Annotated in this window: 28 protein-coding genes and 2 pseudogenes; 13 read left to right on the forward strand and 17 right to left on the reverse strand. The window is 60.8% G+C overall.

Annotated features, from left to right (window positions below):
* The 3 genes and pseudogenes from AC1D1Z_RS22510 to ung all read right to left on the reverse strand — a co-directional run.
* Positions 1 to 194 (reverse strand): annotated as a pseudogene (locus tag AC1D1Z_RS22510) (alpha/beta hydrolase); the annotation flags it as partial.
* A gap of 11 nt (positions 195 to 205) precedes the next feature.
* The gene (locus tag AC1D1Z_RS22515) at positions 206 to 1,138 is read right to left on the reverse strand and encodes a VOC family protein (RefSeq protein WP_477851691.1); all 933 of its coding nucleotides are present in this window, start codon (positions 1,136 to 1,138) and stop codon (positions 206 to 208) included.
* 240 nt (positions 1,139 to 1,378) lie between these two features.
* A complete protein-coding gene (gene ung / locus AC1D1Z_RS22520) occupies positions 1,379 to 2,080 on the reverse strand; it encodes a uracil-DNA glycosylase (protein ID WP_018243227.1) in 702 nt (233 codons plus the stop codon).
* A gap of 239 nt (positions 2,081 to 2,319) precedes the next feature.
* Between ung and AC1D1Z_RS22525 the strand changes: the two are divergent.
* The 3 genes and pseudogenes from AC1D1Z_RS22525 to AC1D1Z_RS22535 all read left to right on the forward strand — a co-directional run.
* Positions 2,320 to 3,741: pseudogene (locus AC1D1Z_RS22525) on the forward strand (phosphomannomutase); the annotation flags it as partial.
* A gap of 42 nt (positions 3,742 to 3,783) precedes the next feature.
* Entirely contained in the window at positions 3,784 to 5,211 is a 1,428-nt protein-coding gene (locus AC1D1Z_RS22530) for a mannose-1-phosphate guanylyltransferase/mannose-6-phosphate isomerase (protein ID WP_182565951.1), read from the forward strand.
* 119 nt (positions 5,212 to 5,330) lie between these two features.
* Positions 5,331 to 5,636, forward strand: coding sequence for a hypothetical protein (locus AC1D1Z_RS22535; protein WP_026188498.1), 306 nt, complete (start codon positions 5,331 to 5,333; stop codon positions 5,634 to 5,636).
* 37 nt (positions 5,637 to 5,673) lie between these two features.
* Here AC1D1Z_RS22535 and AC1D1Z_RS22540 read toward each other — a convergent pair whose 3' ends face one another.
* The gene (locus tag AC1D1Z_RS22540; protein ID WP_477851692.1) at positions 5,674 to 6,630 is read right to left on the reverse strand and encodes an endonuclease/exonuclease/phosphatase family protein; all 957 of its coding nucleotides are present in this window, start codon (positions 6,628 to 6,630) and stop codon (positions 5,674 to 5,676) included.
* A 281-nt stretch (positions 6,631 to 6,911) separates the two neighbouring features.
* Here AC1D1Z_RS22540 and AC1D1Z_RS22545 point away from each other — a divergent pair, with 281 nt between their 5' ends.
* On the forward strand, positions 6,912 to 7,928 hold the full coding sequence (locus AC1D1Z_RS22545; RefSeq protein ID WP_130652910.1) for an NAD-dependent epimerase/dehydratase family protein: 1,017 nt from the start codon (positions 6,912 to 6,914) through the stop codon (positions 7,926 to 7,928).
* Positions 7,929 to 8,074: 146 nt separating this feature from the next.
* Here the strand turns inward: AC1D1Z_RS22545 and AC1D1Z_RS22550 are convergent, their stop codons facing one another.
* Positions 8,075 to 8,461: a hypothetical protein gene (locus tag AC1D1Z_RS22550; protein ID WP_130652911.1), complete on the reverse strand. Its 387-nt coding sequence runs from the start codon at positions 8,459 to 8,461 to the stop codon at positions 8,075 to 8,077.
* A gap of 193 nt (positions 8,462 to 8,654) precedes the next feature.
* Positions 8,655 to 8,807 (reverse strand): hypothetical protein, encoded by a 153-nt coding sequence (locus AC1D1Z_RS22555; RefSeq protein WP_018243232.1) that lies wholly within the window; start codon positions 8,805 to 8,807, stop codon positions 8,655 to 8,657.
* A 523-nt stretch (positions 8,808 to 9,330) separates the two neighbouring features.
* Between AC1D1Z_RS22555 and AC1D1Z_RS22560 the strand changes: the two genes are divergently transcribed.
* The 7 genes from AC1D1Z_RS22560 (at position 9,331) to AC1D1Z_RS22590 (ending at position 17,795) form a co-directional block, all read left to right on the forward strand.
* Positions 9,331 to 11,421 carry a phospholipase D-like domain-containing protein gene (locus AC1D1Z_RS22560; RefSeq protein ID WP_130652912.1) on the forward strand — a complete coding sequence of 697 codons (2,091 nt, stop codon included), beginning with the start codon at positions 9,331 to 9,333 and terminating at the stop codon, positions 11,419 to 11,421.
* A 159-nt stretch (positions 11,422 to 11,580) separates the two neighbouring features.
* The gene (locus tag AC1D1Z_RS22565; RefSeq protein ID WP_477851693.1) at positions 11,581 to 12,282 is read left to right on the forward strand and encodes a CerR family C-terminal domain-containing protein; all 702 of its coding nucleotides are present in this window, start codon (positions 11,581 to 11,583) and stop codon (positions 12,280 to 12,282) included.
* Positions 12,279 to 13,292, forward strand: a complete 1,014-nt coding sequence (gene hlyD / locus AC1D1Z_RS22570) for a secretion protein HlyD (protein WP_130652913.1) — start codon at positions 12,279 to 12,281, stop codon at positions 13,290 to 13,292. The genes AC1D1Z_RS22565 and hlyD overlap by 4 nt, the downstream gene beginning before the upstream one ends.
* Entirely contained in the window at positions 13,289 to 15,034 is a 1,746-nt protein-coding gene (locus AC1D1Z_RS22575) for an ATP-binding cassette domain-containing protein (RefSeq protein WP_130652914.1), read from the forward strand. The genes hlyD and AC1D1Z_RS22575 overlap by 4 nt, the downstream gene beginning before the upstream one ends.
* Entirely contained in the window at positions 15,031 to 16,158 is a 1,128-nt protein-coding gene (locus AC1D1Z_RS22580; protein ID WP_018446835.1) for an ABC transporter permease, read from the forward strand. Before AC1D1Z_RS22575 ends, AC1D1Z_RS22580 begins: the two co-directional genes overlap by 4 nt.
* Position 16,159: 1 nt before the next feature.
* On the forward strand, positions 16,160 to 17,269 hold the full coding sequence (locus tag AC1D1Z_RS22585; RefSeq protein WP_477851694.1) for an ABC transporter permease: 1,110 nt from the start codon (positions 16,160 to 16,162) through the stop codon (positions 17,267 to 17,269).
* Positions 17,270 to 17,399: 130 nt separating this feature from the next.
* On the forward strand, positions 17,400 to 17,795 hold the full coding sequence (locus AC1D1Z_RS22590; protein ID WP_018243239.1) for a DUF1236 domain-containing protein: 396 nt from the start codon (positions 17,400 to 17,402) through the stop codon (positions 17,793 to 17,795).
* Here the strand turns inward: AC1D1Z_RS22590 and AC1D1Z_RS22595 are convergent, their stop codons facing one another.
* The 6 genes from AC1D1Z_RS22595 to AC1D1Z_RS22620 form a co-directional block, all read right to left on the reverse strand.
* Positions 17,796 to 18,032, reverse strand: a complete 237-nt coding sequence (locus tag AC1D1Z_RS22595; RefSeq protein WP_130652915.1) for a hypothetical protein — start codon at positions 18,030 to 18,032, stop codon at positions 17,796 to 17,798. It abuts the gene before it with no gap.
* 98 nt (positions 18,033 to 18,130) lie between these two features.
* Entirely contained in the window at positions 18,131 to 19,666 is a 1,536-nt protein-coding gene (locus AC1D1Z_RS22600) for a winged helix-turn-helix domain-containing tetratricopeptide repeat protein (protein WP_130652916.1), read from the reverse strand.
* A 104-nt stretch (positions 19,667 to 19,770) separates the two neighbouring features.
* On the reverse strand, positions 19,771 to 20,814 hold the full coding sequence (locus AC1D1Z_RS22605; protein WP_018073767.1) for a Gfo/Idh/MocA family protein: 1,044 nt from the start codon (positions 20,812 to 20,814) through the stop codon (positions 19,771 to 19,773).
* 9 nt (positions 20,815 to 20,823) lie between these two features.
* Positions 20,824 to 21,609, reverse strand: coding sequence for a ThuA domain-containing protein (locus AC1D1Z_RS22610; RefSeq protein ID WP_018446841.1), 786 nt, complete (start codon positions 21,607 to 21,609; stop codon positions 20,824 to 20,826).
* Between the two features lie 191 nt (positions 21,610 to 21,800).
* The gene (locus tag AC1D1Z_RS22615) at positions 21,801 to 22,142 is read right to left on the reverse strand and encodes an SMR family transporter (protein ID WP_018243243.1); all 342 of its coding nucleotides are present in this window, start codon (positions 22,140 to 22,142) and stop codon (positions 21,801 to 21,803) included.
* A gap of 17 nt (positions 22,143 to 22,159) precedes the next feature.
* Positions 22,160 to 22,723: a TetR/AcrR family transcriptional regulator gene (locus AC1D1Z_RS22620; protein ID WP_130652917.1), complete on the reverse strand. Its 564-nt coding sequence runs from the start codon at positions 22,721 to 22,723 to the stop codon at positions 22,160 to 22,162.
* A gap of 165 nt (positions 22,724 to 22,888) precedes the next feature.
* Between AC1D1Z_RS22620 and AC1D1Z_RS22625 the strand changes: the two genes are divergently transcribed.
* Entirely contained in the window at positions 22,889 to 23,299 is a 411-nt protein-coding gene (locus AC1D1Z_RS22625) for a group II truncated hemoglobin (RefSeq protein WP_026230742.1), read from the forward strand.
* Positions 23,296 to 23,667, forward strand: coding sequence for a DUF423 domain-containing protein (locus AC1D1Z_RS22630; protein WP_018446844.1), 372 nt, complete (start codon positions 23,296 to 23,298; stop codon positions 23,665 to 23,667). Before AC1D1Z_RS22625 ends, AC1D1Z_RS22630 begins: the two co-directional genes overlap by 4 nt.
* A 96-nt stretch (positions 23,668 to 23,763) precedes the next feature.
* Here AC1D1Z_RS22630 and AC1D1Z_RS22635 read toward each other — a convergent pair whose 3' ends face one another.
* From AC1D1Z_RS22635 to AC1D1Z_RS22655, 5 genes are all read right to left on the reverse strand, one after another.
* Complete coding sequence (locus AC1D1Z_RS22635) at positions 23,764 to 24,135, reverse strand: bleomycin resistance protein (RefSeq protein ID WP_130652918.1); 372 nt, start codon at positions 24,133 to 24,135, stop codon at positions 23,764 to 23,766.
* Positions 24,132 to 24,446 carry a heme-degrading protein HmuQ gene (gene hmuQ, locus AC1D1Z_RS22640; RefSeq protein ID WP_130652919.1) on the reverse strand — a complete coding sequence of 105 codons (315 nt, stop codon included), beginning with the start codon at positions 24,444 to 24,446 and terminating at the stop codon, positions 24,132 to 24,134. Before hmuQ ends, AC1D1Z_RS22635 begins: the two co-directional genes overlap by 4 nt.
* Positions 24,447 to 24,455: 9 nt before the next feature.
* On the reverse strand, positions 24,456 to 24,728 hold the full coding sequence (locus AC1D1Z_RS22645) for a hypothetical protein (RefSeq protein WP_128400951.1): 273 nt from the start codon (positions 24,726 to 24,728) through the stop codon (positions 24,456 to 24,458).
* Positions 24,725 to 25,132, reverse strand: a complete 408-nt coding sequence (locus tag AC1D1Z_RS22650) for a DUF2325 domain-containing protein (RefSeq protein WP_018243248.1) — start codon at positions 25,130 to 25,132, stop codon at positions 24,725 to 24,727. The genes AC1D1Z_RS22645 and AC1D1Z_RS22650 overlap by 4 nt, the downstream gene beginning before the upstream one ends.
* 109 nt (positions 25,133 to 25,241) lie before the next feature.
* Positions 25,242 to 25,606: TonB family protein (locus AC1D1Z_RS22655; RefSeq protein WP_477851695.1), on the reverse strand; the 365-nt coding region annotated here is incomplete at its 5' end.

Here is a 25,606-nt window from a genome sequence, read left to right on the forward strand (position 1 = left end):
GTGCGGCGGAAGAACCGCGCCGCGCCATGTTCAGAAACGTCGCCGCRCGGCGAGAGAATCGTCGCTTCGGGCAGCAGGCGCCGACCGAAGTCGAAAAACTGGTTCTCGTCGCCACCGGTGCCGTGCAGTAGCAGCAGGATGGGTTTATCAGGTGCGCCGGCATGCAGCCGGTGCACATATCCAGTTTCGGTCATATCGCCTCTCCCTATGCTTCGAGCGGCTGCAGGTGCTGTTCGAGCAGCGCGCGAAGATGGGCGTGCTGCTGCGGCAATTTCAGTGCTTCGCCGAGATGGGCCGTATCCTCGTCACGGTCGAAGCCGGGTTCATTGGTCGCGACCTCGAACAGCACGCCGCCCGGCGTGCGGAAATAGATCGCCCAGAAATAATCGCGGTCGATCACCGGCGTGACCTGATAGCCGGTGTCCATCAGCGCCTTGCGCACTTCGAGCTGCTTCTCGCGGTTTTCGACGGCAAAGGCGACATGGTGGACCGAGCCGGCGCCGGGAAGCGCGCGGGCAATGTTCGGCATGGTCTYGAGATCGATGCGATGCGCCCCATTGCCGGAGGGCATGATCAGCCGCTTGACGCCGTCCCTTTCCTCGGCAACTTCATAGCCCATGAACTTCAGGAGTTCGGCCGTGGCGCCCTCGTCCCTCAGCCGCATGGCGACGGAGTGGAAGCCGCGAATGGCATGGTCTTCGCTGATGCCGCCATGTGTCCAGGCCTGACGGGCGTCATCCTTGACCTCGACGAGCGCAAAGCCGTCGCCATCAGGCCCGGAGAAGTTCAGCCGCTTTTCGCCGAAACTTTCCTCGGCCTTCAGGCCGCCGACACCAAGCGTGGCAAACCGATCGCTCCAGAAGCCGATCGAGCCCTGTGGAACGGAAAACACCGTCGTGCCGACTTCGCCGGTACCGGGGCGACCCTGCGCCATCTTCGGGAACGGGAAATAGGTCATGACCGTGCCGGGTGCACCGGTCTCGTCACCATAATAGAGGTGATAGACATCAGGCGCGTCGAAGTTCACCGTCTTCTTGACGCGGCGCAGGCCGAGCGCATTTGTGAAAAACTGGTTGTTGGTGCGGGCGTCCTCCGCCATCGACGTGACGTGGTGCAGACCCTTGATCTGATCGAGCATATGAAACCCCTTTCATGCCCGCCGTTGCGGGCTTTCGATGAGGCTAAGATGCGCGCTGAAGCGCCCACAGAACAGACCCGCAGACCAAAACGCATTGTCTTCTATTAGTGAACGAACACCGACTCGCGTTCACATCTCAAGCATGTCGCGCAAAACTGTGCAGCGGTTTATGCGATAACGACATGCGTAAAAACAAAGAGCTAAAGCGCGAGGAGCGAATCTGAACGATTGCGACGCGCTTTAAGCATCATGGGGATTGGCCGGCAATTGCCAGTCGATCGGCGCGCGCCCGCGCGATTGCAGGAAGGCATTCGCCTTCGAAAAATGCCCGCAGCCGAAAAAGCCGTTATGGGCCGAAAGCGGCGAGGGATGCGGCGCCCTGAGCACAAGATGGCGCGTCGTATCGACGAAGGCGGCCTTGCGCTGAGCATAGGAGCCCCAGAGCATGAAGACGACGGATTCGCATTCATCGTTGACCTTGCGGATGACGGCGTCGGTGAAGCGTTCCCACCCCTTGCCCTGATGGGCAGCCGCCTGCCCTTCCTCGACGGTCAGCACGCTGTTCAGCAGAAGCACGCCCTGTCTTGCCCAATGTTCGAGAAAACCGTGACGTGCCGGTGCTATGCCGAGATCCGTCTCCATTTCCTTGTAGATATTGACGAGGGAGGGCGGTATGCGCACGCCCGGCCGGACACTGAAGCACAGCCCATGGGCTTGCCCGAGTCCATGATAGGGATCCTGGCCGAGGATGACGGCCTTGACGTTGGAGATTGGCGTCAGATCAAGAGCGCGGAAATATTCGCTGCCCTTGGGGAATATCCGCTTGCCGACCTGCTTCTGCGCGATGAGGAAGGATTTGAGCTGTTGCATGTAGGGGCTTGAAAACTCCCCCTCCAGCGCAGCCTTCCAGCTCTCCTCGAGACTGACGGATGTATCGCTCATCTAGGAAAATCCTTCGCATAGGACGAAACAACGGACACACGGTTCTAACAAAATCGATCTACGCTGCAATGCCTGCCGGCTCGGCAATAGGTTCACACCTTGAGAATTCGGTGAGCGAGGATTGCGAGAGGCTGTCCGAGGCACCGTCGTCCGTGTTTAACTATATGATAGCTTCGGTATTTACGCCGGCAGGCGGCCTGAGTAGAACCTTGATTGTGAAATCGGAGTCATGTCTTCCTATGAAATTCGGCACGAGCGGCCTTCGCGGACTTTCAGTGGATCTAAAGGGACATGCCTCCGCCCTTTATGCCACAGCGTTCGGCAAATATCTGATCGGAACTGGCAGGGCCAAAGCTGGCGATGCCATTCTGATCGGCCTCGATTTTCGCGATTCTAGCCCTGAAATCTCGGGAAATTGCGCCGATGCACTCGCTGCGCTCGGCTTCCGGATATTCGACTGCGGCAATGTACCCACACCCGCACTCGCCCTCTATGGCCTTGAAAGAAACGCCGGCTGCCTGATGATCACGGGCTCGCATATTCCGGCGGACCGCAACGGCATCAAGTTCTATCGGCCGGATGGCGAGATTGACAAATCGGACGAGGCGGCGATTACCGCATTGGCTGCCGAGATCGAACGAAACGGCGAAACGGTGGTACAAGCACCGGCCGTGACGGAAGACCACGAGGCTGCTTGCCGGCAGCTCTTTTTCGAACGCAATGCCGCCCTGCTTCCGCAAGGCGCGCTGTCCGGCCTGAAGATCGGCGTCTACCAGCACAGCACCGTCGCCCGCGACCTGCTGGTTGACGTTCTCGCCCATTACGGCGCCGAGATCACCGCTCTCGGACGTTCGGAGAGCTTCATTCCCGTCGACACCGAAGCCGTTTCCGACGAGACGATCACGCTGATGAAGCGCTGGGTGTCCGAGCACAGGTTCGATGCGATCGTCTCGACTGATGGCGACGGCGACCGCCCGCTGGTCGCAGACGAAACCGGCACACCGCTGCGCGGTGACCTACTCGGTCTTGTGGCAGCCAATTTCCTCGGCGCCGGCACGGTGGTGACACCGGTTACCTCCAATTCGGGCATCGAGGCCGCGGGCTCTTTCGCCGTCAGGCGCACCCGCGTCGGCTCGCCCTTCGTCATCGCTGGCATGGAAGAGGCCGTAGCGGCCGGCGAAGATCATGTCATGGGCTTTGAAGCCAATGGCGGGCTGCTGACTGCAACCCCATTCGACATCAACGACAGAGCCGTGCGAGCCCTGCCGACGCGCGATTGTTTTATCCCGATGCTCGCGATCCTCTCGCTCGCTGCCATTCGCAGGCAGCCGCTTTCTGCCGTTGCCGCGTCCTATCACCTGCCCTTTGCCGCGGCCGATCGCCTGGAGAATTTTCCGCTGGAGGCGAGTGCCGCGCTGATGGCGCATCTGCGCGCTTCGGAAGAAAATCTCTCGGCTTTCCTGCAGCCGATCGGCGAGGTAGCGACAAAATCCGACATCGACGGACTTCGCGTGACGCTAAGGGATGGCCGGATCATTCATTTCCGCCCGTCGGGCAATGCGCCGGAAATGCGCTGCTACACGGAGGCCGGCAGCGAAGCTGCAGCCCGGGACCTGCTGAATACCGGGCTCAATCGAATAAGAGACTGGGCAGGCGCCCGGCAACATGCGACGAACAAGCCGTTTATTTCAAGGAACCCGCCTATGACGCAGAAAATCATTCCCGTGATTATGGCCGGCGGCAAAGGCACGCGGCTCTGGCCGCTTTCCCGTGCCACCGCACCGAAACAATTCATCCAATTTGTCGGCGACAAGACGTTGTTTCAGGAAACTCTCGAACGCGTTTCCGATCCCGAACTCTATGAAGCCCCGATCGTCGTCACCAATGAGGAATTCCGCTTCCTGGTCGCCGAACAAGCTCGCGAGCGCGCCATCCCGCTCGCAGCGATCCTGCTCGAACCAGTCGCCCGTAACACAGCCGCAGCGGTGGCCGCGGCCGCAACGCTTGCCGCCGACCTGTTCGGCAAGCACACCATCATCCAGATGCTCGCCTCGGATCACGAGATCCTTGCCGACAAGAGCTATTTCGATTGCATCCGCATCGCCCGCGATGCCGCTGCCGACGGCAAACTCGTAACCTTCGGCATCACCCCGACGGAGCCGGCGACGGGTTACGGCTATATTGAGATCGGCGATGCCCTCGAAAACGGTGCACACAAGGTCAAGCGGTTTGTCGAAAAGCCGGCATTTGAGAAGGCCGAGCAGATGCTCGCCGACGGCGGCTTCTACTGGAACTCAGGCATCTTCATGTTCCCGGTGCCGGAACTCATCGCCGAACTGCAGGAATATGCGCCCGATGTGCTGAAGGCGGCCAGCAAGGCCGTTTCGAAAGCAAGCCGCGACCTCGATTTCACCCGCCTCGACGCCGACCATTTCGCCAAGAGCCCCGATATCTCCATCGACTATGCGATCATGGAAAAAACGTCCAAGGCCGCCATCGTCCCCTCGCCGTTCAAATGGTCGGACATGGGTAGCTGGGATGCCGTCTGGAAATCAGGCGCACGCGACGAAAACGGCAACGTCGCCGCCGCCAACACCACCGTCGTCAATACCCGCAACTCGCTCGTCATGACCCATGGCGTGCATCTTGCCGTCCAGGGCATGGATGATGTCGCCGTCATCGCCAGCGAAGACGCCGTCTATGTCGGACCGCTCAAAGACAGCCAGAATGTCGGACAATTGGTCAAGATGCTGGCCTCTAGGTCCGCCACGGCGAAATTCGCCGAAACCCATCCGACATCCTATCGCCCCTGGGGCGGCTATACCTCCATCTTCAACGGCGATCGTTTCCAGGTGAAGCGCATCTTCGTCACCCCGGGCAAGAAGCTATCGCTGCAAAAACACCACCATCGCTCCGAACACTGGATCGTCGTCAAGGGAACGGCTGAGGTGACGGTCGGCGAGACCGTCCGGATGCTGCGCGAGAACGAGAGCGTCTATATTCCGCTCGGCGAAGTCCACCGCCTCGCCAACCCCGGCAAGATTCTTCTCGAGCTCATCGAGGTTCAGACGGGCTCCTATCTCGGCGAGGACGACATCATCCGCATCGTCGATGAGTTTGGAAGAACGTAAAATCGCAGCCGGAGCGATGGTCGGGCCTTTTCCGGCGCAACCATCCTCACTGTTGAATTTCCTCTTGGGGTTCTCGTAGAATGGATGTACCGACAGACATGACCGGAGATATCCCCCTGATGCGTACCTTGCCCGTCCTCGCCGGATTTCTTGCAATCATGGTGCCGGGAATGGCGTTTGCCGAAACGGCAAGCATGCGAACCGCAAGCGAGTCGGAAATTCGCCAGCACCTGCCCGGTACGTCCGAATTGAAAGAAGGCAAGAACGGCTACGAATATCGCGACGGCAATAAGAATGGCTACAAGATAACCAATGGCCAAGTGTGCGTCCTGTTCCCGAGCAAGAAGACCGATTGCGTCAACGTGAAGACCGACGGCAAGACGTTTCAGATGATCGACAAAAAAGGCGGCCGAACCAGATTCTGATTTGTAGGCTCGGCAAGATTTCCTTGCCCAGGCAAAGTCATTTTGCCGGTGAAGTTTCGCCGTCCTTGTCGAGAACAAAGTCGGCGACCAGGCCCGAATGGTTCGAGCCGAGATTATCATTGAGACGTTTCAGCGATGTCAGATGAAGCGGCGCGCGCGCAAATATGTGGTCGATGGCGATCCCGAGCGCGCCGCCGCCGATCGGCCATGTTGCCGGTTCTGGCGTGATCGTTTTCAGCTTCTGCTCACGCAGGAAAGCTTGGATGCTCGGGGCGATCGCCGAGGAGTTGAAATCACCTGACAGCACCAGAGGGCCGTCGATCGAGCCGAGCGCTTTGGCGAGATCTTCCAATTCAGCCATCTGAAAATCGTCGAAATATGGTTTGGTCAGGTGCGCTGAAACCAGATTGATAGTCTCGCCGCCGAAGTCGACGCTTGCTATAACAAGCCTGTTTTTTCGCAGACTGCCCATACTTGCGACCTGCCGGCTGACGAACGGGCGTTTGGAGAGCACCAGCGTATCGCATGTATCCTTCCCGGCATCGCAACCGATATGGTAGGGATAGGCCTTGAACAATTGCTGCAGGTGGAACGTCAGCGGCTTGGCTTCGAGCAGATTGACGACATCGGCATTCGACGCGATCACCATGTCGGTGATTTCAGTCGAGTTTATCCAGTTATCGATCGCGATGTTGAACGACATCAGACGAAAAAGCGGCGGCTTGTTCATCRCTCTGTCGTCCTGCGAGAACTCGCCCAGCATGATGGCGCCGTGAACGACGAGAAAAAGCGCGGCAAGCAGAAGGATAAAGCCGTAAATCTGCCTTTTGATGCCCAGAACGACGAGACTCGCGGCGACGAACACGACGCCGAGGTGAACCTGAAAGCTGTAGACGAAGGACAGAAGCCAGAAGTTCGTGACATAGCGTAACGACACGATCGCGATGGCAACGGTCAGAAACGCGCAGAGAATCCAATAAATTATATCTCTCATCGATCCTGACCTGCTTGCAGACGACCGGCCGGCCATAACATGCAAGCAATCATGTTGCAATGCAGCATAGCGGCCGAGAGCCGCGGCTGATCGGCAGACGATATCGATGGTCTCGCCCTCATCCGGCAAGGCAGCGGCGGACAGGCCGCCGACAGTAGAGACAGCGCTGTGACCTTCTCTTTCAAAGACCTATCGACTCGGCCTCTTCTTATCTTGTAAGTGGGGTCACTTGATACGGAATCGGCTCTTTGCCGCCGGCAGGGAGCCGAGAAAAGGTGGGAATGCGCTACTTCATTACAGGGACTGCCGGCTTTATCGGTTTTCATCTGGCCAGGCGCCTGCTGCAAGAAGGGCATGACGTCACAGGCTTCGATGGCCTCACTCCCTATTACAACGTCAAGCTCAAGGAGATGCGCCATGCGGCACTCTCCCAGTTTCCGACCTTCAAACCCGTCATCGCGATGCTCGAGGACCGCCCAGCCCTGGAAGCGGCCGTTCTGGAAGCCAAGCCCGACATTCTGATCCACCTCGCCGCACAGGCCGGCGTGCGCTACAGCCTGGAAAATCCAGAGGCCTATCTTCGTTCGAACGTCGAAGGCTCGTGGAACATCATGGAAATCGCGCGGCGCGTCGAAATCCGCCATCTGATGCTGGCCTCGACATCATCGATCTATGGCGCCAATGCGACCGTCCCCTTTCGCGAGACCGATCGCGCCGACGAGCCGCTGACCATCTATGCTGCGACGAAGAAATCGATGGAGCTGATGGCGCATAGCTATGCCCATCTTCACAAGATTCCAACTACGGCATTTCGTTTCTTCACCGTGTATGGTCCGTGGGGCCGGCCCGACATGGCGCTGTTCAAATTCACCAAGAACATGCTTGAAGGCCAACCGATCGAGATCTACGGCGAAGGCAAGATGAGCCGTGACTTCACCTATATCGACGATCTTATTGAAGCGATCGTCAGACTGTCGGCAATCGGCCCGAGCGAGGAAAACCGTCTCGACGACGCGGCTGTCGAAACGCTTTCGCGCCAGGCGCCCTTTCGCGTCGTCAATATTGGCGGAGGCCAGCCGGTCAGCCTGATGGATTTCGTCGAAACGGTAGAAAAGGCGCTCGGCCGTCCTGCCATCCGCAAGATGCTGGCGATGCAAAAGGGTGATGTGCCGCGTACCTTCGCCGCCCCCGATCTGCTCGTCGCGCTGACGGGCTACAAGCCGGATACGACCTTGGAGGTCGGCGTCAAGGCCTTCGTCGACTGGTATCTCGACGTGCGCGGTGGGCTCGACGCCTAGAGCATTTCCGCTTTCTTCGAGTAACGGAAATGCTCTATCTCTTTGTTTTCACGCAATTCCGGACGCAAAACCGCTGCGCACTTTTGCTGAAATTGCTCTAGGTGCGGACGATCTTGGGTCGGATCGGCCTAAGTTCTGGCTAAGTGTCAGCGAAGAAACGCAACTGCCTGCACGGCCTCGACCGCCGTCGAAAACACGTAACCGACGACAACGGTGAGGCTCTGCGAATAGGTCTTGAGCCGGGAGCCCTCGCCCTCGACGGTCGCGGGGCCGCGCAGGACGAAAGGAACGCCCGGGCGCACGAAACCGGCGCGTGTCGTCAACGGAACTTCGGGTGAATGGCCGATGGCGGAGGTGTACATCAGGTCGCGGGCAAGGCTGGCCGGACCGATGGCGAAGGCCGGCTCGGCAGCGGCGGCGATGGTCAGAGTCAAGGCGATGGCGGCAAGAGTTCTGTGCATGTCGAAGTCCCCGTTTGCGGATCGGCGGGCTTTCGGTTTGCCCGGCTCCAAACGATCGATGCGTCTGTCCACGCCTCTGTCGCTTTCATGAGGCCACTCTACACATCAGTATTTTCAGGGCTTTTAAGCGGATCGGTCAAATTTTACGAAATTTGACTTTCTGTCCGGAAGGGCTCGGGACGCACAAGGAAAAATGTCTGCCGGCCTGCAGGCCAACAACGCAACATCAGAAAACGTGTTGATGACCTGGACGCTGCATCGCAGTCTACAGAATGCGATCCAGCTTCTTGTTGAGGTGCAGGTTCGGCATCAATCCTGCGCTTTGCGCGGCATGATAGGATTCTCGCGCCGCATCGAACGAGATCGACCACATGATGGCGCTGAGCAGCAGCGCGATGATATAAATCTGAATACGCATCGAACCGGCGATACGGAAAGAGCAAGGCAGTTTTGTGTCAAAACATAGCCACAGGAATCACAAAAAGTGGCACTTCTTTTATTTCGCAGTCGGCAGGCAGCAGACATATTAGTGTCGTGAAAATTAGCGATATTGTATCGCTACCTGTTAGCAGCCGACCCCGAGGCTTGGTTCCTCTTCCCACCCCGAGAACCCTGAGAGGTCCGTTCTCCACGGGCCTCTTTGCCTTATTTCCGGAACAGCTGAGATCGCCAGATCCGATAGACGCTGAACCGCGCATCTCGATCCCAATCAGGCACGCGTCCCGCCATGAGCGATGTCACGTTACTTTAGTATCGTTAGCTTATATGTGTTGAAATGGGCGCAACCGACGATAGAGTTGGTTCATTCGAGATCTGGGGCTGCGCATGCCTGTAGAGCCAATTGCCCCGGCGACCGGTGGCATGGCAGGCGCATGCGATCTTCATCGTCATGGCGGATGCAATCGTGGTCTGAGCAAACAACGGGCGGGAGGCAGGCAGGCATGGGAAGGATTACCAAGGCAGGCGCATGGTGCAACGGCGAGGTCGCCTACCTCGCCTGGATGGCTGACGGCCCGATTGCCGATTGCCTCGGCTTCATGATCACCCGCGTACACGAGACCGGGCCGGAGGCCGGAGCCCGGCGCATCCTGCCGACCTGGATCGCTTTTACCGACCAGTCGAATCCAGACTGGCTGGAGCAGGACAGTTCGGTCTGGCCGATCCAGCAATATCAATGGCGCGACCTGACGCTGCGCCGCTCCCGCGACGAGGCGACCGTTCGGCCGATCGATTTCAGGATTCACTATGAAATTACGCCGGTCGGCCTTGCGGGCCCCGGCCGGAAACCGGTTCCTGCCTCCGACACCGCCCCCTATCGCGACGAAAACGGCAAGCCGCGTTATGTCGGGCCGCCACGGCCGCTCTTTTTTCTGGACGAACCCTGCAAGACCGAGAGCATCGACGTCACCCATGATTTCCCGGGCGGCGGCGCCATCAAGGCGACCTATACCAACGGCATCCTTTCGACGCAGAACCTGCTGCGCCAGCTGGAAAAGGTCCAGGGCGTCAAGCCGCAGAATATTGCCCCCGGCCCGGCGATGCGCATTACCGAAGGCCTGCTGAAGACGCTGAAGGCGCACATCCCGAAAAAGGGCGATCCAATCCGCCTGTTCCTGACCGCCGATGTGCTGAGCTTCCTGACGATGCTGATTGACCGCGCCGAGACGGGCAACGGCGAGCTCTATCTCGCGCTCTACGAGCTGCACGATCCCGAACTGATCGAGCGGCTGACGGCACTGGTCAAGGCCGGCAAGGCGCATGTGATCCTTTCCACCTCGGGCTCGACCGATCTCAACAAGAAGGGCGACCCGCTGCCGAGGAAACCGGTCGTCTGGGACACCGGCAACCATGATGCACGCATCGGCCTCCATGCCGCTGCTCCCGCGGCAGAGCGCATGCAGGATCGCCTCTTCAACAACAACAGCCATATCGGCCACAACAAGTTCGCCGTCTATGTCGAGGGTGGCGTCGCGCGAGCCGTGATGACCGGCAGCACCAACTGGACCGAAACCGGCCTCTGCACCCAGTCGAACAACGTCATCCTGATCGAGGACAAGAATGTCGCCGCCCGTTTCCTCGCCTATTGGAAGCTTCTGCGGGACGATCCGCAACCTGTGGGCGTTCCGCTGACCGTTTCCAACCATGGTGAGACCGCCGAGGGCTTTGCCCCGAGCAAGGGCGTGCAGGGCCCCGCCCTGCGCTTGGCGAATGCCGCGCCGACCGGGCCGGTGACGCTGAAGGACGGAAAGACCACCGTCGAAATCCTGTTTTCACCCAACACCAAGGCGCCGAGCAAGAACAAGACTTCACCGACACCCGTCGATCTCAGCCGCGTCTATTCGCTGATGGAGCATGCCGACAGCGCCATCCTGTTCCTCACCTTCTATCCCGGTGTGCGCGGCGAACAGAACGTCATCGGCCAGGCAGCGGAGCTTGCCGTCAAGCGACCGGACCTGCTCGTCCAGGGCGCGATCAGCAATCCGGCAGCACTGCCGCCGGCAAAACCCGGTGAACCCACAACCTATGTCCATCAGCCGGGTGGCGAGGTCAGGGACCTGCCGCAGCGGGCGATCTGGTGGCCGGACGGCGATACCGGCCGTGTCGTCATGGTGCGCGCAGCGGCCATCTCCGCCCAGTTCGGCGATCTTCGTCCCGAATTGCTGAGCGCCGGCCACGCGATCATCCACGACAAGATCGTCGTCATCGACCCGCTCCATCCTGACAATTGCACTGTCATCACCGGCAGCCACAACTTGGGTTACAAGGCCTCCTACCAGAACGACGAGAACCTGCTGATCGTCCGCGGCAACCAGTCGCTTGCCGTCGCCTATGCGATCCACATTCTCGACGTCTATGACCACTATGTCCTGCGCGCCAAGCTGCAGGAGGAATTGCGCCAGTCGTTGATTGCCACGGGCCGGCCGCCCAAGGCGGAATCGGGTGGCTTCCTCAACGCCAAGGCAAGCTGGCAGGGGCGTTGGTTTGCCCCCGCCAAGGCTCCGTCGAGCCGGAATTACTTCCTAGGCCTCTGATCGCCACCCAAGCATTGCGTCCATCGAATTGAAGACATCCGGATAGCGGATGCCTTCTTCTGGTTCTTGCCTTCGCATCAGCGAAGGCAAGAGTGATAGCGCCGCCTAGAAATATATCAATCGATTGACTTATTTCCCTGCCAATGCTATAAAATTGTCATGACCCAAGAACACGACAACCAGCCACCGGCCTCCGCCCGTGCAGAAATAGCACGCCAGAAGATGCTGTCCGCTGCCCTCGACGTCTTCGGCCGCTATGGCTTCGACGGCGCCTCGACGCGCCAGCTCACGGAAGCGGCCGGCGTCAACCTGCAGGCCATCCCCTATTACTTCGGCAGCAAGGAAGGCCTCTACATCGCCACGGCCGAATATCTGATGATGCGGATCAATACGCATGTCGGTGACATGAGGGCGCGCGTCGGCGCGCATCTGTTGGCGCTCGATGCTGCGGGCAAACCGCTTGGTGAAGCTGAGGCCCGCCWTTTCCTGACCGAGATTTTGCAGACCATGGTGACGCTGTTCGTCGGCAGGGAATCCGAATCCTGGGCGCGCTTCCTGATCCGCGAGCAGATGGAACCGACGGAAGCCTTCACACGGGTCTATCAGGGCCTCATGCGGCCGATGATTGAGATGGGCCGGCGGCTGATCGGCGCCATCCTTCATGAGGATCCCGCCTCGGAACATGTGCGCCTGCGCACCTTCACCCTTCTCGGCAGCATCCTCGTCTTTCGCGTTGCCCATGCAGCCGTGCTCGCCCAGATGGAGTGGGATGGCGTCGGCCCCGAACAGGTGGAAACCGTGCGCGGCCTGGCCGCAGAGCTGGTCGATGCCATCGGCCCGCTGAATGGAAGTGCAGCATGAAACGCATCCTTCCCATCGCCATCGTTCTTCTCGTTGCGGCAGGGGCCGCCGCCTGGTGGTACGCCCTGCCCCAAAAGCTCGGCTGGTTGCCAGAGGCCAGCCGCGAATTCGTCCTTTACGGCAATGTCGATATCCGTCAGGTCTCGCTCGGCTTCCGTGTCAGCGGCCGCCTCGCCGAACTCCACGCCGACGAAGGCGACGTCATCAAGAGCGGAGACGTTCTCGCAAAGCTCGATGCAGCTCCTTATGAATTCGCGGTCCGCTCGGGCGAGGCGAATGCCGCAGCCCTTCAGGCGACGCTCGACAAGCTGAAGGCCGGTCCGCGGCCGACCGAGATCGCCCAAGCGCGCGCCGCCTATGACGAAAGTCTCGCCGATCTCCGCAATGCCAACCTCGCCTATGACCGCGCCCGCCAGTTGCGCCCGCAGGGCACGATCTCCGAGGCGAGCCTCGACCAGGCGACTGCCGCAAGGGCGATGGCCGCCGCACGCTCCGATTCCGCCAACGAAGCACTGAAACTGCTGCTGGAAGGCTCCCGTGTTGAGGATATCGCCGCCGCCGACGCCCAGTTGAAGGCGGCTCAGGCAACACTCGCCTCCGCCCGCACTTCGCTCGATGATACCGAGCTGCGCGCCCCGAACGACGGCGTCATCCTCTCGCGCGTGCGGGAAAATGGCGCGATCGTCTCGCCGGCGGACACGGTCTTCGTGTTGTCTCTGACCGAACCTGTCTGGGTGCGCAGCTATGTCGCCGAGCCTGATCTCGGCCGCATCCATCCCGGCATGAAGGTTTCTGTCGCCTCCGATACGTCACCTGACAAGCCCTATGAAGGCACGATCGGCTTCATCTCGCCGGTCGCCGAGTTCACCCCGAAATCGGTGGAGACGCCGGAGCTCCGGACCGACCTCGTCTATCGCCTGAGGATCGTCATCGACAAGCCCGGCCCGGATCTGCGCCAAGGCATGCCGGTCACCGTGCGCTTTCCCACGCCGACAGCGGGCGGACAATGAGCGCCGCCGAGACCGGCCGGGACGACAAGCCGCTCGTCCGGATCGACGGCGTCACCAAGCGCTTCGGCACCGCGCCGGCCGCCCTTGACGCCGTCTCCGGCGCGATCGGCGGCGGCGCAATCACCGGCCTCGTCGGCCCTGATGGCGCCGGCAAGACAACGCTGATCCGCCTGATGACCGGTCTGATGTTGCCCGACGTGGGAACGATGGAGGTTCTCGGCTTCGATACGCGCAAAAACGCTGCCGGCATCCAGGCGGCGATCGGCTACATGCCGCAGCGCTTCGGTCTCTATGAGGACCTCTCGGTGCAGGAAAACCTCGATCTCTATGCCGATCTGCGCGGCCTGCCGAAGAGCGAACGCGCCAGCGCCTTCGACGAATTGCTCACCTTCACCGACCTCAAACGCTTCACCGGCCGGCTGGCCGGAAAACTCTCCGGCGGCATGAAGCAGAAGCTCGGCCTTGCCTGCGCGCTTCTGAAGAAGCCGCGCCTGCTGCTGCTCGACGAGCCGGGCGTCGGCGTCGATCCGATCTCGCGCCGCGACCTTTGGAAGATGGTCGAGAACCTGACGAAGGAAGGCATCGGCGTGCTCTGGTCAACCGCTTATCTGGATGAGGCGGAAGCCTGCGATCACGTGCTGCTTTTGAACCAGGGCAAGCTGCTCTTTTCGGGAAAACCGATGGAAATGACCGAGCGCGTCAAGGACCGGGTCTTCAGGGTATCCGATGTCAGCGGCCGCCGCCGGCAGGTGCTCGCCGAACTCCTGCAGGCCGATGGCGTCATCGACGGCGTGATCCAGGGCGAGGCGATCCGCATCGTCGCGGCGAAGGGCAAGAAGCCCGATATCGGCAAGGCGGGCGATGGCGCAACGCTCGCCCCTGCCCCGCCGCGCTTCGAGGATGCCTTCATCGACATGCTGGGCGGCGGTCCCGGCGGCCGCTCGCGGCTGGCAGAGGCGCAGGAGCCAGTGAAGGATGATGGCGATCGGCCGGTGATCGAGGCCAAGGGACTGACCAAGCGCTTCGGTGATTTCACCGCTGCCGATGACATCAGCTTCGATATCCGCCGTGGCGAGATCTTCGGCCTGCTCGGTCCGAACGGCGCCGGCAAGTCCACCACCTTCAAGATGCTCTGTGGCCTACTGAAGCCGACCGGCGGCGAAGGCCGTGTTGCTGGTTTCGATCTTCGCCGCGATGCCGCAGAAGCCCGCAACCAGCTCGGCTACATGGCGCAGAAGTTCTCGCTCTACGGTGATCTCACAGTCATGCAGAACCTCGAATTCTTCTCTGGTGTCTATGGGCTTCGCGGAAAACACCGGCGCGAGCGCATCGATCTCATGGCCGGCATCTTCGATTTCGGCCGCCATATCGGCCAACCGGCCAAGGACCTACCACTCGGCCTGAAGCAGCGGTTGGCGCTAGCCTGCGCCGTCATGCACGAGCCGCGCGCCCTCTTCCTCGACGAACCGACTTCCGGAGTCGATCCGATTACCCGGCGCGAATTCTGGACGCATATCAATGCGCTGGTCGAAAAGGGCGTCACCGTGCTCGTCACCACCCATTTCATGGACGAGGCGGAATATTGCGACCGCATCTCGCTGATCTACCGCGGCCGCTCGATTGCGCTCGGCTCGCCCGATGAATTGAAGGCCCGGATCGCGACCAAGGAGCAGCCGGACCCGACGATGGAGGATGCCTTCATCGCCCTCGTCCAGCAATCGGAAGCGGAGGATGTCGCATGAGCGCCTCTTCCGGCAGGCTTCGGCGTCTTTCAGCTCTGGTGCGCAAGGAAAGCTTGCAGGCGATCCGCGATCCGAGCAGCATCCTCATCGCCTTCGTGCTGCCGCTGATCCTGCTCTTTCTCTTCGGCTACGGCGTCTCGCTCGATACCACCCGCACGCGCATCGGCCTCGTGACCGAGGATATGACGCCGCTGACGCAGGATCTGTCGGCCAGTTTCCAGGCCTCACGCTATTTTGATGTCGCCATGGGACGCGACCGGCGTCTGTTCGAGGAAGACCTCGTGCTCGGCAAGGTGCGCGGCATCGTCGTCATTCCGGCCGACTTCACCACGCGCTACACCGCCGGCAATCGCCCCGATATCCAGGTGATCGTCGACGGCTCCGATCCGAACACGGCGAATTTCGTGCAGAATTATGCCCAAGGCGCCGTCGCCAACTGGGAGCGGCAGAGGCAGGCGGACGTCGCCGTGCAGAGTCCTGCCATCTCGGTCGAGCAACGCTTCTGGTTCAATCCCGAACTGACCAGCCGCAATTTCCTCGTGCCGGGCTCGATCGCCATCGTCATGACGCTGGTCGGCACGCTCCTGACCTCGCTCGTCGTCGCTCGCGAATGGGAGCGCGGCACAATGGAGGCGATGATGGCGACGCCGGTGACGGCGGTCGAGCTGCTCGCAGGCAAGATCCTGCCCTATTTCCTGCTCGGCCTCACCTCGATGACGCTCTGCGTGCTGCTTGCGGTCTTCCTCTTCGGCGTGCCGTTCCGCGGCTCTGTCGCTGCGCTTTACGCATTGTCGGCCGCCTTCCTGATCCCGGCGCTCGGCCAGGGCCTGTTGATCTCGACGGCAACGAAGAACCAGTTCCTCGCCTCGCAACTGGCGCTGATAACCGCCTTTCTACCGGCCTTCCTGCTGTCTGGCTTCCTTTTCGAGATCAATTCCATGCCGACCGTGATCCAGTGGATCACCTTCATCGTGCCGGCGCGTTACCTGATCCCCAGCCTGCAGACGGTGTTCCTCGCCGGCGACATCTGGCCGATGTTCCTGCGGGCGATATCGGTCATGCTGACGATCGGCGCCATCATGTTCATGCTTGCCGCCCGCAGCACCAGAAAAAGGATCGGCTGAGATGTGGACAAGGCTTTACGCCCTGATCGTCAAGGAATTGCTTGCCGTCCTGCGCGACCCCAAGGGCCGCGCCATCCTGATCGGCCCGCCGATCGTCCAGCTTCTCGTTTTCTCCTATGCGGCGACGCTCGAGGTCCGCAATGTCGACGTCCTGATCCTCAACCGCGACAGCGGCCACTGGGGCCAGGAACTGATCGAGCGCATCGATGGCTCGCCGACTTTCCGGAAGATCGAGATCGCCTCCAGCCAAGCGGAGGTCCGCGTGGCGATCGACAACCAGACGGCCATTGCCGCCGTCGAGATCGGCCCTGACTTTTCGCGCAATATCGAGGCGGGAGCGCCGGCCGACCTGCAGATGGTGCTTGATGGCCGCCGCTCCAACGCCTCGCAGATCGTCGCGGGCTATCTCTCGCAGATCGGTGCAGCGCTCGCTGCCGAGACCCCGGCCGGCAAACGCGCCGGCGCCGATATCGTGTCGACCGTGCCGCGCAACTGGTTCAACCCGAACCTCACCTACCAATGGTTCATGGTGCCGAACCTGATCGCCAGCATCGCGCTGCTGATCGGCCTGATCGTCACCGCGCTGTCGATCGCCCGCGAGCGCGAGCTCGGCACCTTCGACCAGCTGATGGTCTCGCCGCTGCGCATCCACGAGATCCTGATCGGCAAGCTGATCCCGCCGATGATGATCGGCCTCTTCCACATCACCGTCTATATCCTGGCCGCCGTCTTCCTCTTCGAAGTGCCGCTGCGCGGCTCGCTCTTCCTGCTTTACGGCAGCGCGATCTTCTATCTCGGCTCGGTCGCCGGCCTCGGTCTCTTCATCTCGGCGCTGTCGATGACGCAGCAGCAGGCGATCCTCGGCGCCTTCCTTTTCATGGTTCCGGCCATGCTGCTCTCAGGCTTTGCGACCCCGATCGAGAACATGCCGGGGTGGTTGCAGCCGGTGACCCTGATCAATCCGCTGCGCTATTTCCTGGTGATCGTCAAAGGCGTCTTCCTCAAGGATATTCCGCTGAGCGAGGTGGTGAACCAGACGATCCCGCTGGCGCTGATCRCCACCGTTACGCTCAGCGCCGCCGCCTGGCTCTTCCGCCGGCGGCTGGAATAACGCCTCCCAACCCCGGCTTCAGCCGCCTCACATAATGTGAACCGGCCTTCCAAAGCGTGACTCTCTCCTGCTGGAACCTCGGATTGGCGTGGTCGTTACCCAAACGCAACCCCAGCAAAGGAGAAGCAAAATGTACAAGGTCCTACTTGTCTCCAGCGCCCTTGCGCTGTCGTCACTTGCAACCAATGCGCTCGCTGATGGAGCCGTGACCGGTGCAGCCGGTGGTGCCATCACCGGCGCAATCGTCGGCGGCCCCGTGGGTGCTGCCATTGGCGGCGTGGCCGGTGGTGTCGCCGGTGCCGTTGTCGATCCGCCGCCGCGCGAGGTCGTTACCTATGTCCAGCAGCAGCCGGCCCCGACCGCCTCCGTGGTAGTCCAGGAACCGATCGTCGTCGGCAAGCCGCTTCCGGCAGACGTCGTCGTGACGCCGGTGCCTGACAATCCGAAATATGCCTACACGGTCATCAACAATCAACGCGTGATTGTCGAACCCCGCAGCCACCGTGTGGTGCAGGTCATAGAATAATCAGGCAACCGAAGCCGCCTGTTGCGGCTCGGCAACTTCCGGCCCCGCTTCGGCGGGGCCTTTTTTCGTGCGCTTGCGCCACCTGCCGATCAGCGAGAACAGAACGACAAGGTGCCGTGGCAACTTGGAGCCTTTCCTAGGAAAGGCTCCAAACCCCTGTGGCAGCGCCTCTATCGGAATTCGGTCGCCGTAAAGCTTGCCCTGTTGGAGCGATAGAATATGCATGCTGGAAAGCATGAGCCGATCCTCCATCCTGATTGATGGGATCAGCGTGGCCGAAGCGACGGGGCTGGGTCCTTAAAGTCCGACTAAAAGCTGCAAAAACTTGCAAAAGCCTATGGCCGCGGCCGCATCCCGGCGCGCGCCAGCCCTTCCAGAACCGGCGCAAAACGCAGCGGATCCTTGGCCGGCTGACCCGCCAGAATGCCTTCCAGCGTCACATCAGGTGCCATCGCCTCGAGCGCATGGAGGAACTGGCGCGCCTGCTCCATATTGCCGAGATGCGCATGTGCGGCGATCAGCATCCAGTAGGTCGGGTCGAAATGGGCATTGAGCGCCAGCGAACGAGAGGCGTATGAAATTGCCGCCTCGTAATTGCCGCGAAAGAGTTCGGCCATGGCGATGCCCGTCAGCGAAAAACGCGCATCCGGATCGCGGGGTCCCAATTTCACGGCGCGATGCAGTCGCTCGAGCGCATGTTCGATATCGCCGCAGTGCAAGGCCGCAATTCCGGAGCATGCCGCGACCAGAAGATCATTGGGATTGGCGGCAGCGGCGGCCTCCAGCACGGCCATGCCGCCTTCATAATCCTTGCCCGTCTGCAGCAATGCCATGCCGCAATGGGCCATCACGCGGGGATCGCCRGCCGAATGCTGAAGCCCGCGACGGGCAAGGCTGATGCATTCCGCCTTGTCGTCCGTCCCGAGCCGCGGCCAACCCATGGTAATGCGATGTTCGAGCGCCCATGCGGCATGGGAAAGCAGCATCGCATTTTCCGGCTCCATGGCGAGCGCTTCCTGCAGCAAGGCATAAGCGGCGGCATTACTTTCGATCGATTCGTCGATGATCGCGGCAAGCGCACGCAGATAGAGATCGTAAACTGCCGGACTGGTCGGCCGGTCACGTCGTGACCTCTGGATTTCGGCGATCTCGATCGCCGGCTCAACGATCGAGGCGACGCGTTCGGTGATATGGTCCTGGAAGGCGAAGATGTGGCTGATGCCGTCTTCAAAATGATCGGCCCAGAGATTGGTCGCGGTCACGCCGTCGACCAGCTGCACATTGATACGCACCTGCCCGCCTTCCCGCCGGATGCTGCCTTCGAGCACGTAGCGTACTCCGAGCTCCGCCGCCACCTGTCGCACATCGATGCTGCGTCCCTTGTAAATAAAGGCGGAATGGCGCGAGACGACCGAAAAGGAGCGGAAGCGCGCAAGGGCGGTGATGATCTCCGTCACCACGCCATCGGCAAAATAATCCTGGTCGACATCGCCACCGAGATTGACGAAGGGAAGAACCGCGACGGAAGGCGGCTGCGGCGCCACGGGCGCCATCCCGGCATCGTCCCGGCGCGGCAGGCGATAACCGACCCTGGGAACCGTGACGATCCACTCCGTGCCATCGGGCCTTGCGCCGAGAAGCTTTCTGAACGTGGCAATCTGAACCGTGAGGTTGCCTTCCTCCACGGCAAGCCCCGGCCAGGCCCTGTCCATCAGATCCGCCTTGGTGACGACGCGGCCCTCAGCCTCCAGCAGCAAACCGAGCAGAGCTGCCGGTCGTGGTCCCGTCGCAATGGACTTCCCTTCCCGCCACAGGCTTCCTGTCACGGGATCGTAAAGGAACGGACCAAAGGAAAGCGTCGAGCTGCCCATGCAGAAGCATAGCGTCAAAATCTCGCAAACGAAAAGCGGATCAACGCGCCGATGCGCTGGATAAGCTGCCGTCGGATGAACGGCGGCCTATCCAGCGGACAGGATCAGACCTTCAGCTCGCGCCGCTCGCGCTCGGTCACCATCGCAAGATCGAGCACCTTCTGCAGGTTGGCGGCGTGGCGGAAGTTCGGATCCGGCTGGATGCCGCTTGCCACGGCCTCGGCAAAACGCTCGTAGTTGGTCGCCACCGGTTCAACCTCGATCTTCGTCCAGGTGGCGGTTTCGACATCCTCGCCGAGGCAGCCATGCAGCTCGGAACCGCTGGGACGATGGATGACCTCAAGGCTGCCCCTCTCGCCATAAATCCGCAGCTTCAACTCGTTCAGATGCCCTGTCGCCCAACGGCTGGCATGGATGACGCCGAGTGCACCATTGGCGAAATCGACAGACATGGTGAAGCTGTCATTGGCATCGAGCAGATATTCGCCGATCTGGCCACCCGGCGCCTTGTTAAAGGTCTTCAGCCGCGCAAAGACGTGGTCGATGTCGGTCGCCGCACCATAGGCGGCGAAATCGAGGATATGGATGCCGACATCGCCGAGCACGCCGTTCGAGCCATGGCCGGTGGAAAGCCGCCACAGCCAGGTCGATTCTGTGCGCCAGTCGCCCCAGGCGCGCGACACGAGCCAACTCTGGAGATAGGAGGCTTCCACGTGCCTGATCGTGCCGAGCTCGCCGGCGAGCACCATCTCACGGGCGCGCTGTAGCGGCGCGACGTTTCGATAAGTCAGGTTGACCATGTTGATGACGCCGGCTTTTTCGGCCGCCTCCGTCATCTCCAACGCCTTCGCATAGTTCTCCGCCAGCGGTTTTTCGCAGAAGACGTGCTTCCCGGCGGCAATCAGAGCCATCGTCGTCGGGTGATGGATGCGGTCGGGCGTCACGTTCGTCGCCGCATCGAATTCACCCCAGGCGATCGCCTCCTCCAGTGACAGAAACCGCTTTTCGATGTTGAACTTGTCGGCGAAGGCCGAAAGCCGCTCAGGATCGGTGTCGACGGCACCGACCACAGTCACGCCGTCGATCAGGGGGAAGCGGGCGAGCTGGTTTTTCGCCATCACCCCGGTGCCAAGAACGAGTAGTCGCATGGATGCTCCTCAGCGGTAACCGGCTTCGCCGGCCTGGTGCAGTTTCGGGCCGCGTTCGACGATCGGCTCCAGTGCCTTTTCTACCGGGACATTTGGAGCGTCGGTGATACCAGTCAACGCCCCCTCAGGGTTATAGGCCCACTTCACGCCGTTGATCAGCACCTTCTGGACATTGACGTCGTGATAAGTCGGATAGGTCTCGTGACCGGGGCGGAAATAGAAGATGTTGCCGGCGCCACGGCGCCAGGTCAGGCCCGAGCGGAACACTTCGCCGCCCTGGAACCAGGAGATGAACACCGTTTCGAGCGGCTCCGGCACCGAGAACTGCTCGCCGTACATTTCTTCGTTCTCGAGCTCGAAATGCTCGCCGATGCCTGCGGCGATCGGATGGCGCTGATTGATTGTCCACAGACGCTCGCGTTCACCCGCCTCGCGCCATTTCAGCGCGCAGGGCGTACCCATCAGCCGCTTGAAGATCTTGGAGAAATGCCCCGAATGCAGCACGAGCAGGCCCATGCCTTCCCAGACGCGCTTGGCAACACGCTCGACGACGACGTCGGAGACCGCGCCGTGATCCTTGTGGCCCCACCAGGTCAGCACGTCGATTTCGGCAAGGCGGGCTTCGCTGAGGCCGTGTTCCGGCTCCTGCAGCGTCGCTGTCGTCGCCGAGATATCGGAATCGGTATTCAACGCGTTGGCGATCGTCGTGTGCATGCCTTCAGGATAAATATCCCGGACGATGGCATTGGTATTCTCGTGGATATTCTCTCCCCAGACGACGGTGCGAATGGCCATGATGTGCTCCTGTAGAACCTGGAAGTATCGATAGGCGGGAAGGCAGGATTCAAAGCGCTTTGGAAAATGCCGCTGGCTGCGCCTCGTCTCCTCCACGTCCAAAGAACACATAGACCTTTGTCAGTATTTTGACAAAGGGGAAAATTTACCGGCCTGAGGCGGAGAAACGGCCTGCAAATATCACAGCAATATCAATGCGAAACGGATTTCGAGAATAGATTGACGACCACAACGCCCGATATGATCAGCCCGAGTCCCACGACTGCCGGCAGGTCGAGGCGCTGCTTGAAGAAAACGAGACCGACCGAGGAAATCAGCACGATTCCCAAAGCGCTCCAAATCGCATAGGCGATACCGACGGGGATACTTTTCAGCGTCAGCGACAGGCAATAGAAGGCAGCCGCATAACAGGCGACGACGAGTGCCGTCGGCCCGATGCGGGTGAACTGCTGCGATAGCTGCAGCGCGGTCGTGCCAATGACTTCGAGCACAATAGCTGCAAACAGCAGCCCGTAGACGGCGGCCTGGCTCACGGCGAATCCCTTTCGAATTACTTGCCGGTCAGTTCGACAAGGCGATCGATGAGATCCCGCCTCAGAACGCCGTTGATATCATGGCTTTCCAACGTATCTGCGAACCAAAGTCCGTCGGCGGCAAAACGCACGACTTGTGCGTCGAGGGAGGAATCGGTGCCGATATATTCCTCCGACCGCGCCTGTACCCATTGGCGCCAGCGAAGACGCAACCGGGGTTCGGCAAGAAGCGCGATCGTCACCTGCGTCCAATTCCTGGAATCGTCGGGACGATCCTTGAGACCGGATACCGCCCTGAGATAGGCGCGGGTGAAGCGGCCCTGCGGCAGCGGATCGCCGCGCATCAGTTCCTCTATATCGGCATCGAACTTTTCGAGCAGGCTCTCGAACAAGGCGTCGAGCAGCGCATTCTTCGTCGGGAAGTGATGCAGCAGCCCGCCCTTGCTGACGCTAGACGCGGCCGAAACCGCATCGAGCGTGACGGCGGCCATGCCTTCATTGGCGGCAAGGCGCGCGGCGACCTCCAGCAACTGCTGGCGCACGAGGACGGGCTGCTTCTTGCGATGATGAGCGTTCGACATGAGAAATAAAGATACCGTCCGGACGGTTTTGTCAAGAAGAAACGGCGGCAACCCCTACGTTGCCAGCAATATGCGCGAAATGCCGCGGCACCTTGATGACAGTTGCGATCATTTTCCGCCCGGTGCATGAAGAGCTTGGGGATTGGAATGGCATGGGATGGTTTCGTGACGGAGAAGGTGACCACACTCTATGAGGCGATCGGCGGCGATCCTGTCGTACGGGCGCTGACGCACCGCTTCTATGAGCTGATGGACACGCTGCCGGAGGCGAGAAACGTGCGGGCCGTGCATCCGCCGAGCCTTACGGGCAGTGAAGAGAAATTCTACGAATATATGAGCGGCTATCTCGGCGGCCCGCCGCTGTATACCGATAAGCGCGGCCATCCGCGCCTGCGCAGCCGCCATTTCGTCGCCGAGATCGGCCCTGTCGAGCGCGACGAATGGTTGCTCTGCTTCCGCCGCGCCCTGGACGAGACGATCGCAAGCCAATCGCTGCGCGATCTCATCTGGGCGCCGGTCGAACGGCTCGCCTACCATATGCAGAACAGGGCGCCTGACAACAAGGAACAACCATGAGCTTGAACGCGCGTCTGGAACCGGTGCTTTATCTCTTTGCCGGCCTGTTCGGCGTAGCCGGCGTGGCGCTTGCCGCCCTTGCTGCCCATGGCGGCGGCGAGGCCAATCTTGCGGCATCCGCATCCGCCATGTGCCTTGCCCACGCCCCTGCCCTGCTGGCATTGGCTCTCGGCAACACCAGGCTCAGAACCGCCTGGCTGGCCGGTTTCCTGATGATTGTCGGAACGCTGCTTTTTGCGGGCGATCTCGTCACCCTGCGCTTTACCGGCTCCGGCCTTTTCCCCTATGCCGCGCCGACCGGCGGCTGGGCGATGATGCTTGGCTGGCTGGCCGTTGCGGCAGGCGCTGTCTTCCGCGCCAAGGCATAGAGCATTTCCGTGTTTCCCCGAGCGAGGGAATTTCTCTATGTTTTGTTTTCTCGCAATCCGGACCCAAAACCGCTGCGCACTTTGGCTGGAGTTGCCCTAGTCACGCGGCTGCGGCACACGGCCGAAGCGCAGCAGATTTCCGTGCGGATCATGGATGTAGAACTCCTCCATGTTCCATGGCCGCACCTCCATATCGCTCAGGCGCTCGACGCTCTTTTCGCGATATTCCGCATGAAGAGCGCCGATGCCGCCGCCACGGAGATAGACGGAGCTGTTCTGGCAAAGCGTGGCATCTTGCGTCCGCCAGAAATGCAGTTCCATGTCGTCGCGCCGTAGGATGAGATAATCCGCCGCCTGGTAGACGATCTCGGTAAAGCCGAGCGCATCGCGGTAGAAGGCAAGCGTCTCATCGATATCGAGCGACGGCAGGACCGGCAGAACCGCGATGCGATCCGGCCCTTCGTTCATATGCCGTCGACGACGTTGAAACCTTCGAAGACTGGCGGGCCCTTGTAGGTCGCCTTGTGATCGCCGGCATTGCGGTGCGCTGCGCGAAAACTCTCGGACTTCGTCCAGTTCTGAAAATCCGCCTCGCTTTTCCAGACCGTGTGCGAGGAATAGAGCGTATAGCCCTCCTCGTCGTTGACTTTTCCGCGCAGCAGGCGGAATTCGACGAAACCGGGCACCTCGGGCAGGCTGGAATCGCGATTGCGCCAGACCGTCTCGAAATCGCCTTCGCTCCCGGTTGCAACCTTGAAGCGGTTCATTGCGATATACATGGAATCTCCTTACGCCTTCCTCTTGCCCGCCCTTGCCACACGCGAGGGGAAGGCGAGAACATTATCGCCGTTTGCCGCCGCCGGGCCAAGCGGTCTTGTTGCCGCTTCTCCGGGCATGCGCGCTTCCCAGGTCGGAAAGAACATCACATTCTGGTAGATTTGCTGGCGTTCGGCGTGCTGCTGGAAAAGTTCGTAGAGTTCGGGCACGAGACCCTCGCCTGTCTGCGCGGCAAGCTTGTGCAGGCCGATCATGGTGAAGCCGTCGGGGCGCTGGTCGTTCATCGGGAATTGTCTCGTTCGTTCATCGTCTGCAGCGCACGCTCCAGGCTGGACTTGCTGCCGTTGCGAAGCGGGATGAAGGCCTTGCCGAACTTCTTGCAGCCGGTCTTCACGCGCAGGCAGGCATCGTGGCTGATACAGTCGATCGGGCAGAACACGCAGTCGACCGAGGGAAGGACGGTATCGATGCGCGAAACCGCTTCGCGTAAGCCGCCGTCGTGATGAATGAGCTCGGCGCCGAAATTGCTGCAGATCTGGCGAAGATGCGCCACCTGGCAGTCACGGCCGCCGACATAGAGGAAACTGCGGCCATCCAGTTTGGATCGCCCAAGGGATGCCTGACCGGCGTCCTCGCCCGCGCTGTCGCGGACCTCCCGGTTCGAACCCTTCTTGCCCTTGCGAGCCATATACCACCCGTTCGCTCGTTGATCGTCACACGATTCCTGCGTGTGCGAGCGGACCTTATTAAACTTGATTTTTAGAGTAAAGTATAAAGTTGATTATTTTTATCATATTTTATCGAGCTGTGACTTGCACCGGAAAACTGTACGAGCGCGAGGATCCGGCCCAGTCATCCGGCATGGCGGGAAGATTACAGGAAGCGATCCGCGACATAACGGCACCATCCACCTCGGCCAGGCCCGAACCTCGGACAAGGCCGGATGCAGTGATATCACCGTTGCGATTGATCGTGATGCGAACATTCAAGGATGCAGAATCGCGACGATATCGCGATTCAATCCGGTCAACGCAACGGAACAGTCGCGAGACGATCTTGCCCTTGTAATTGGCTTCGGATGCACCGCCCGATCCACTCCTTCCGCCCGACGTGCGTGAATTATTGTCGGAGTTGGCATCTGACTGCCCGTCCGCGGCGCCTC

It is taken from the genome of Rhizobium sp. P1_E1 (assembly GCF_056406015.1).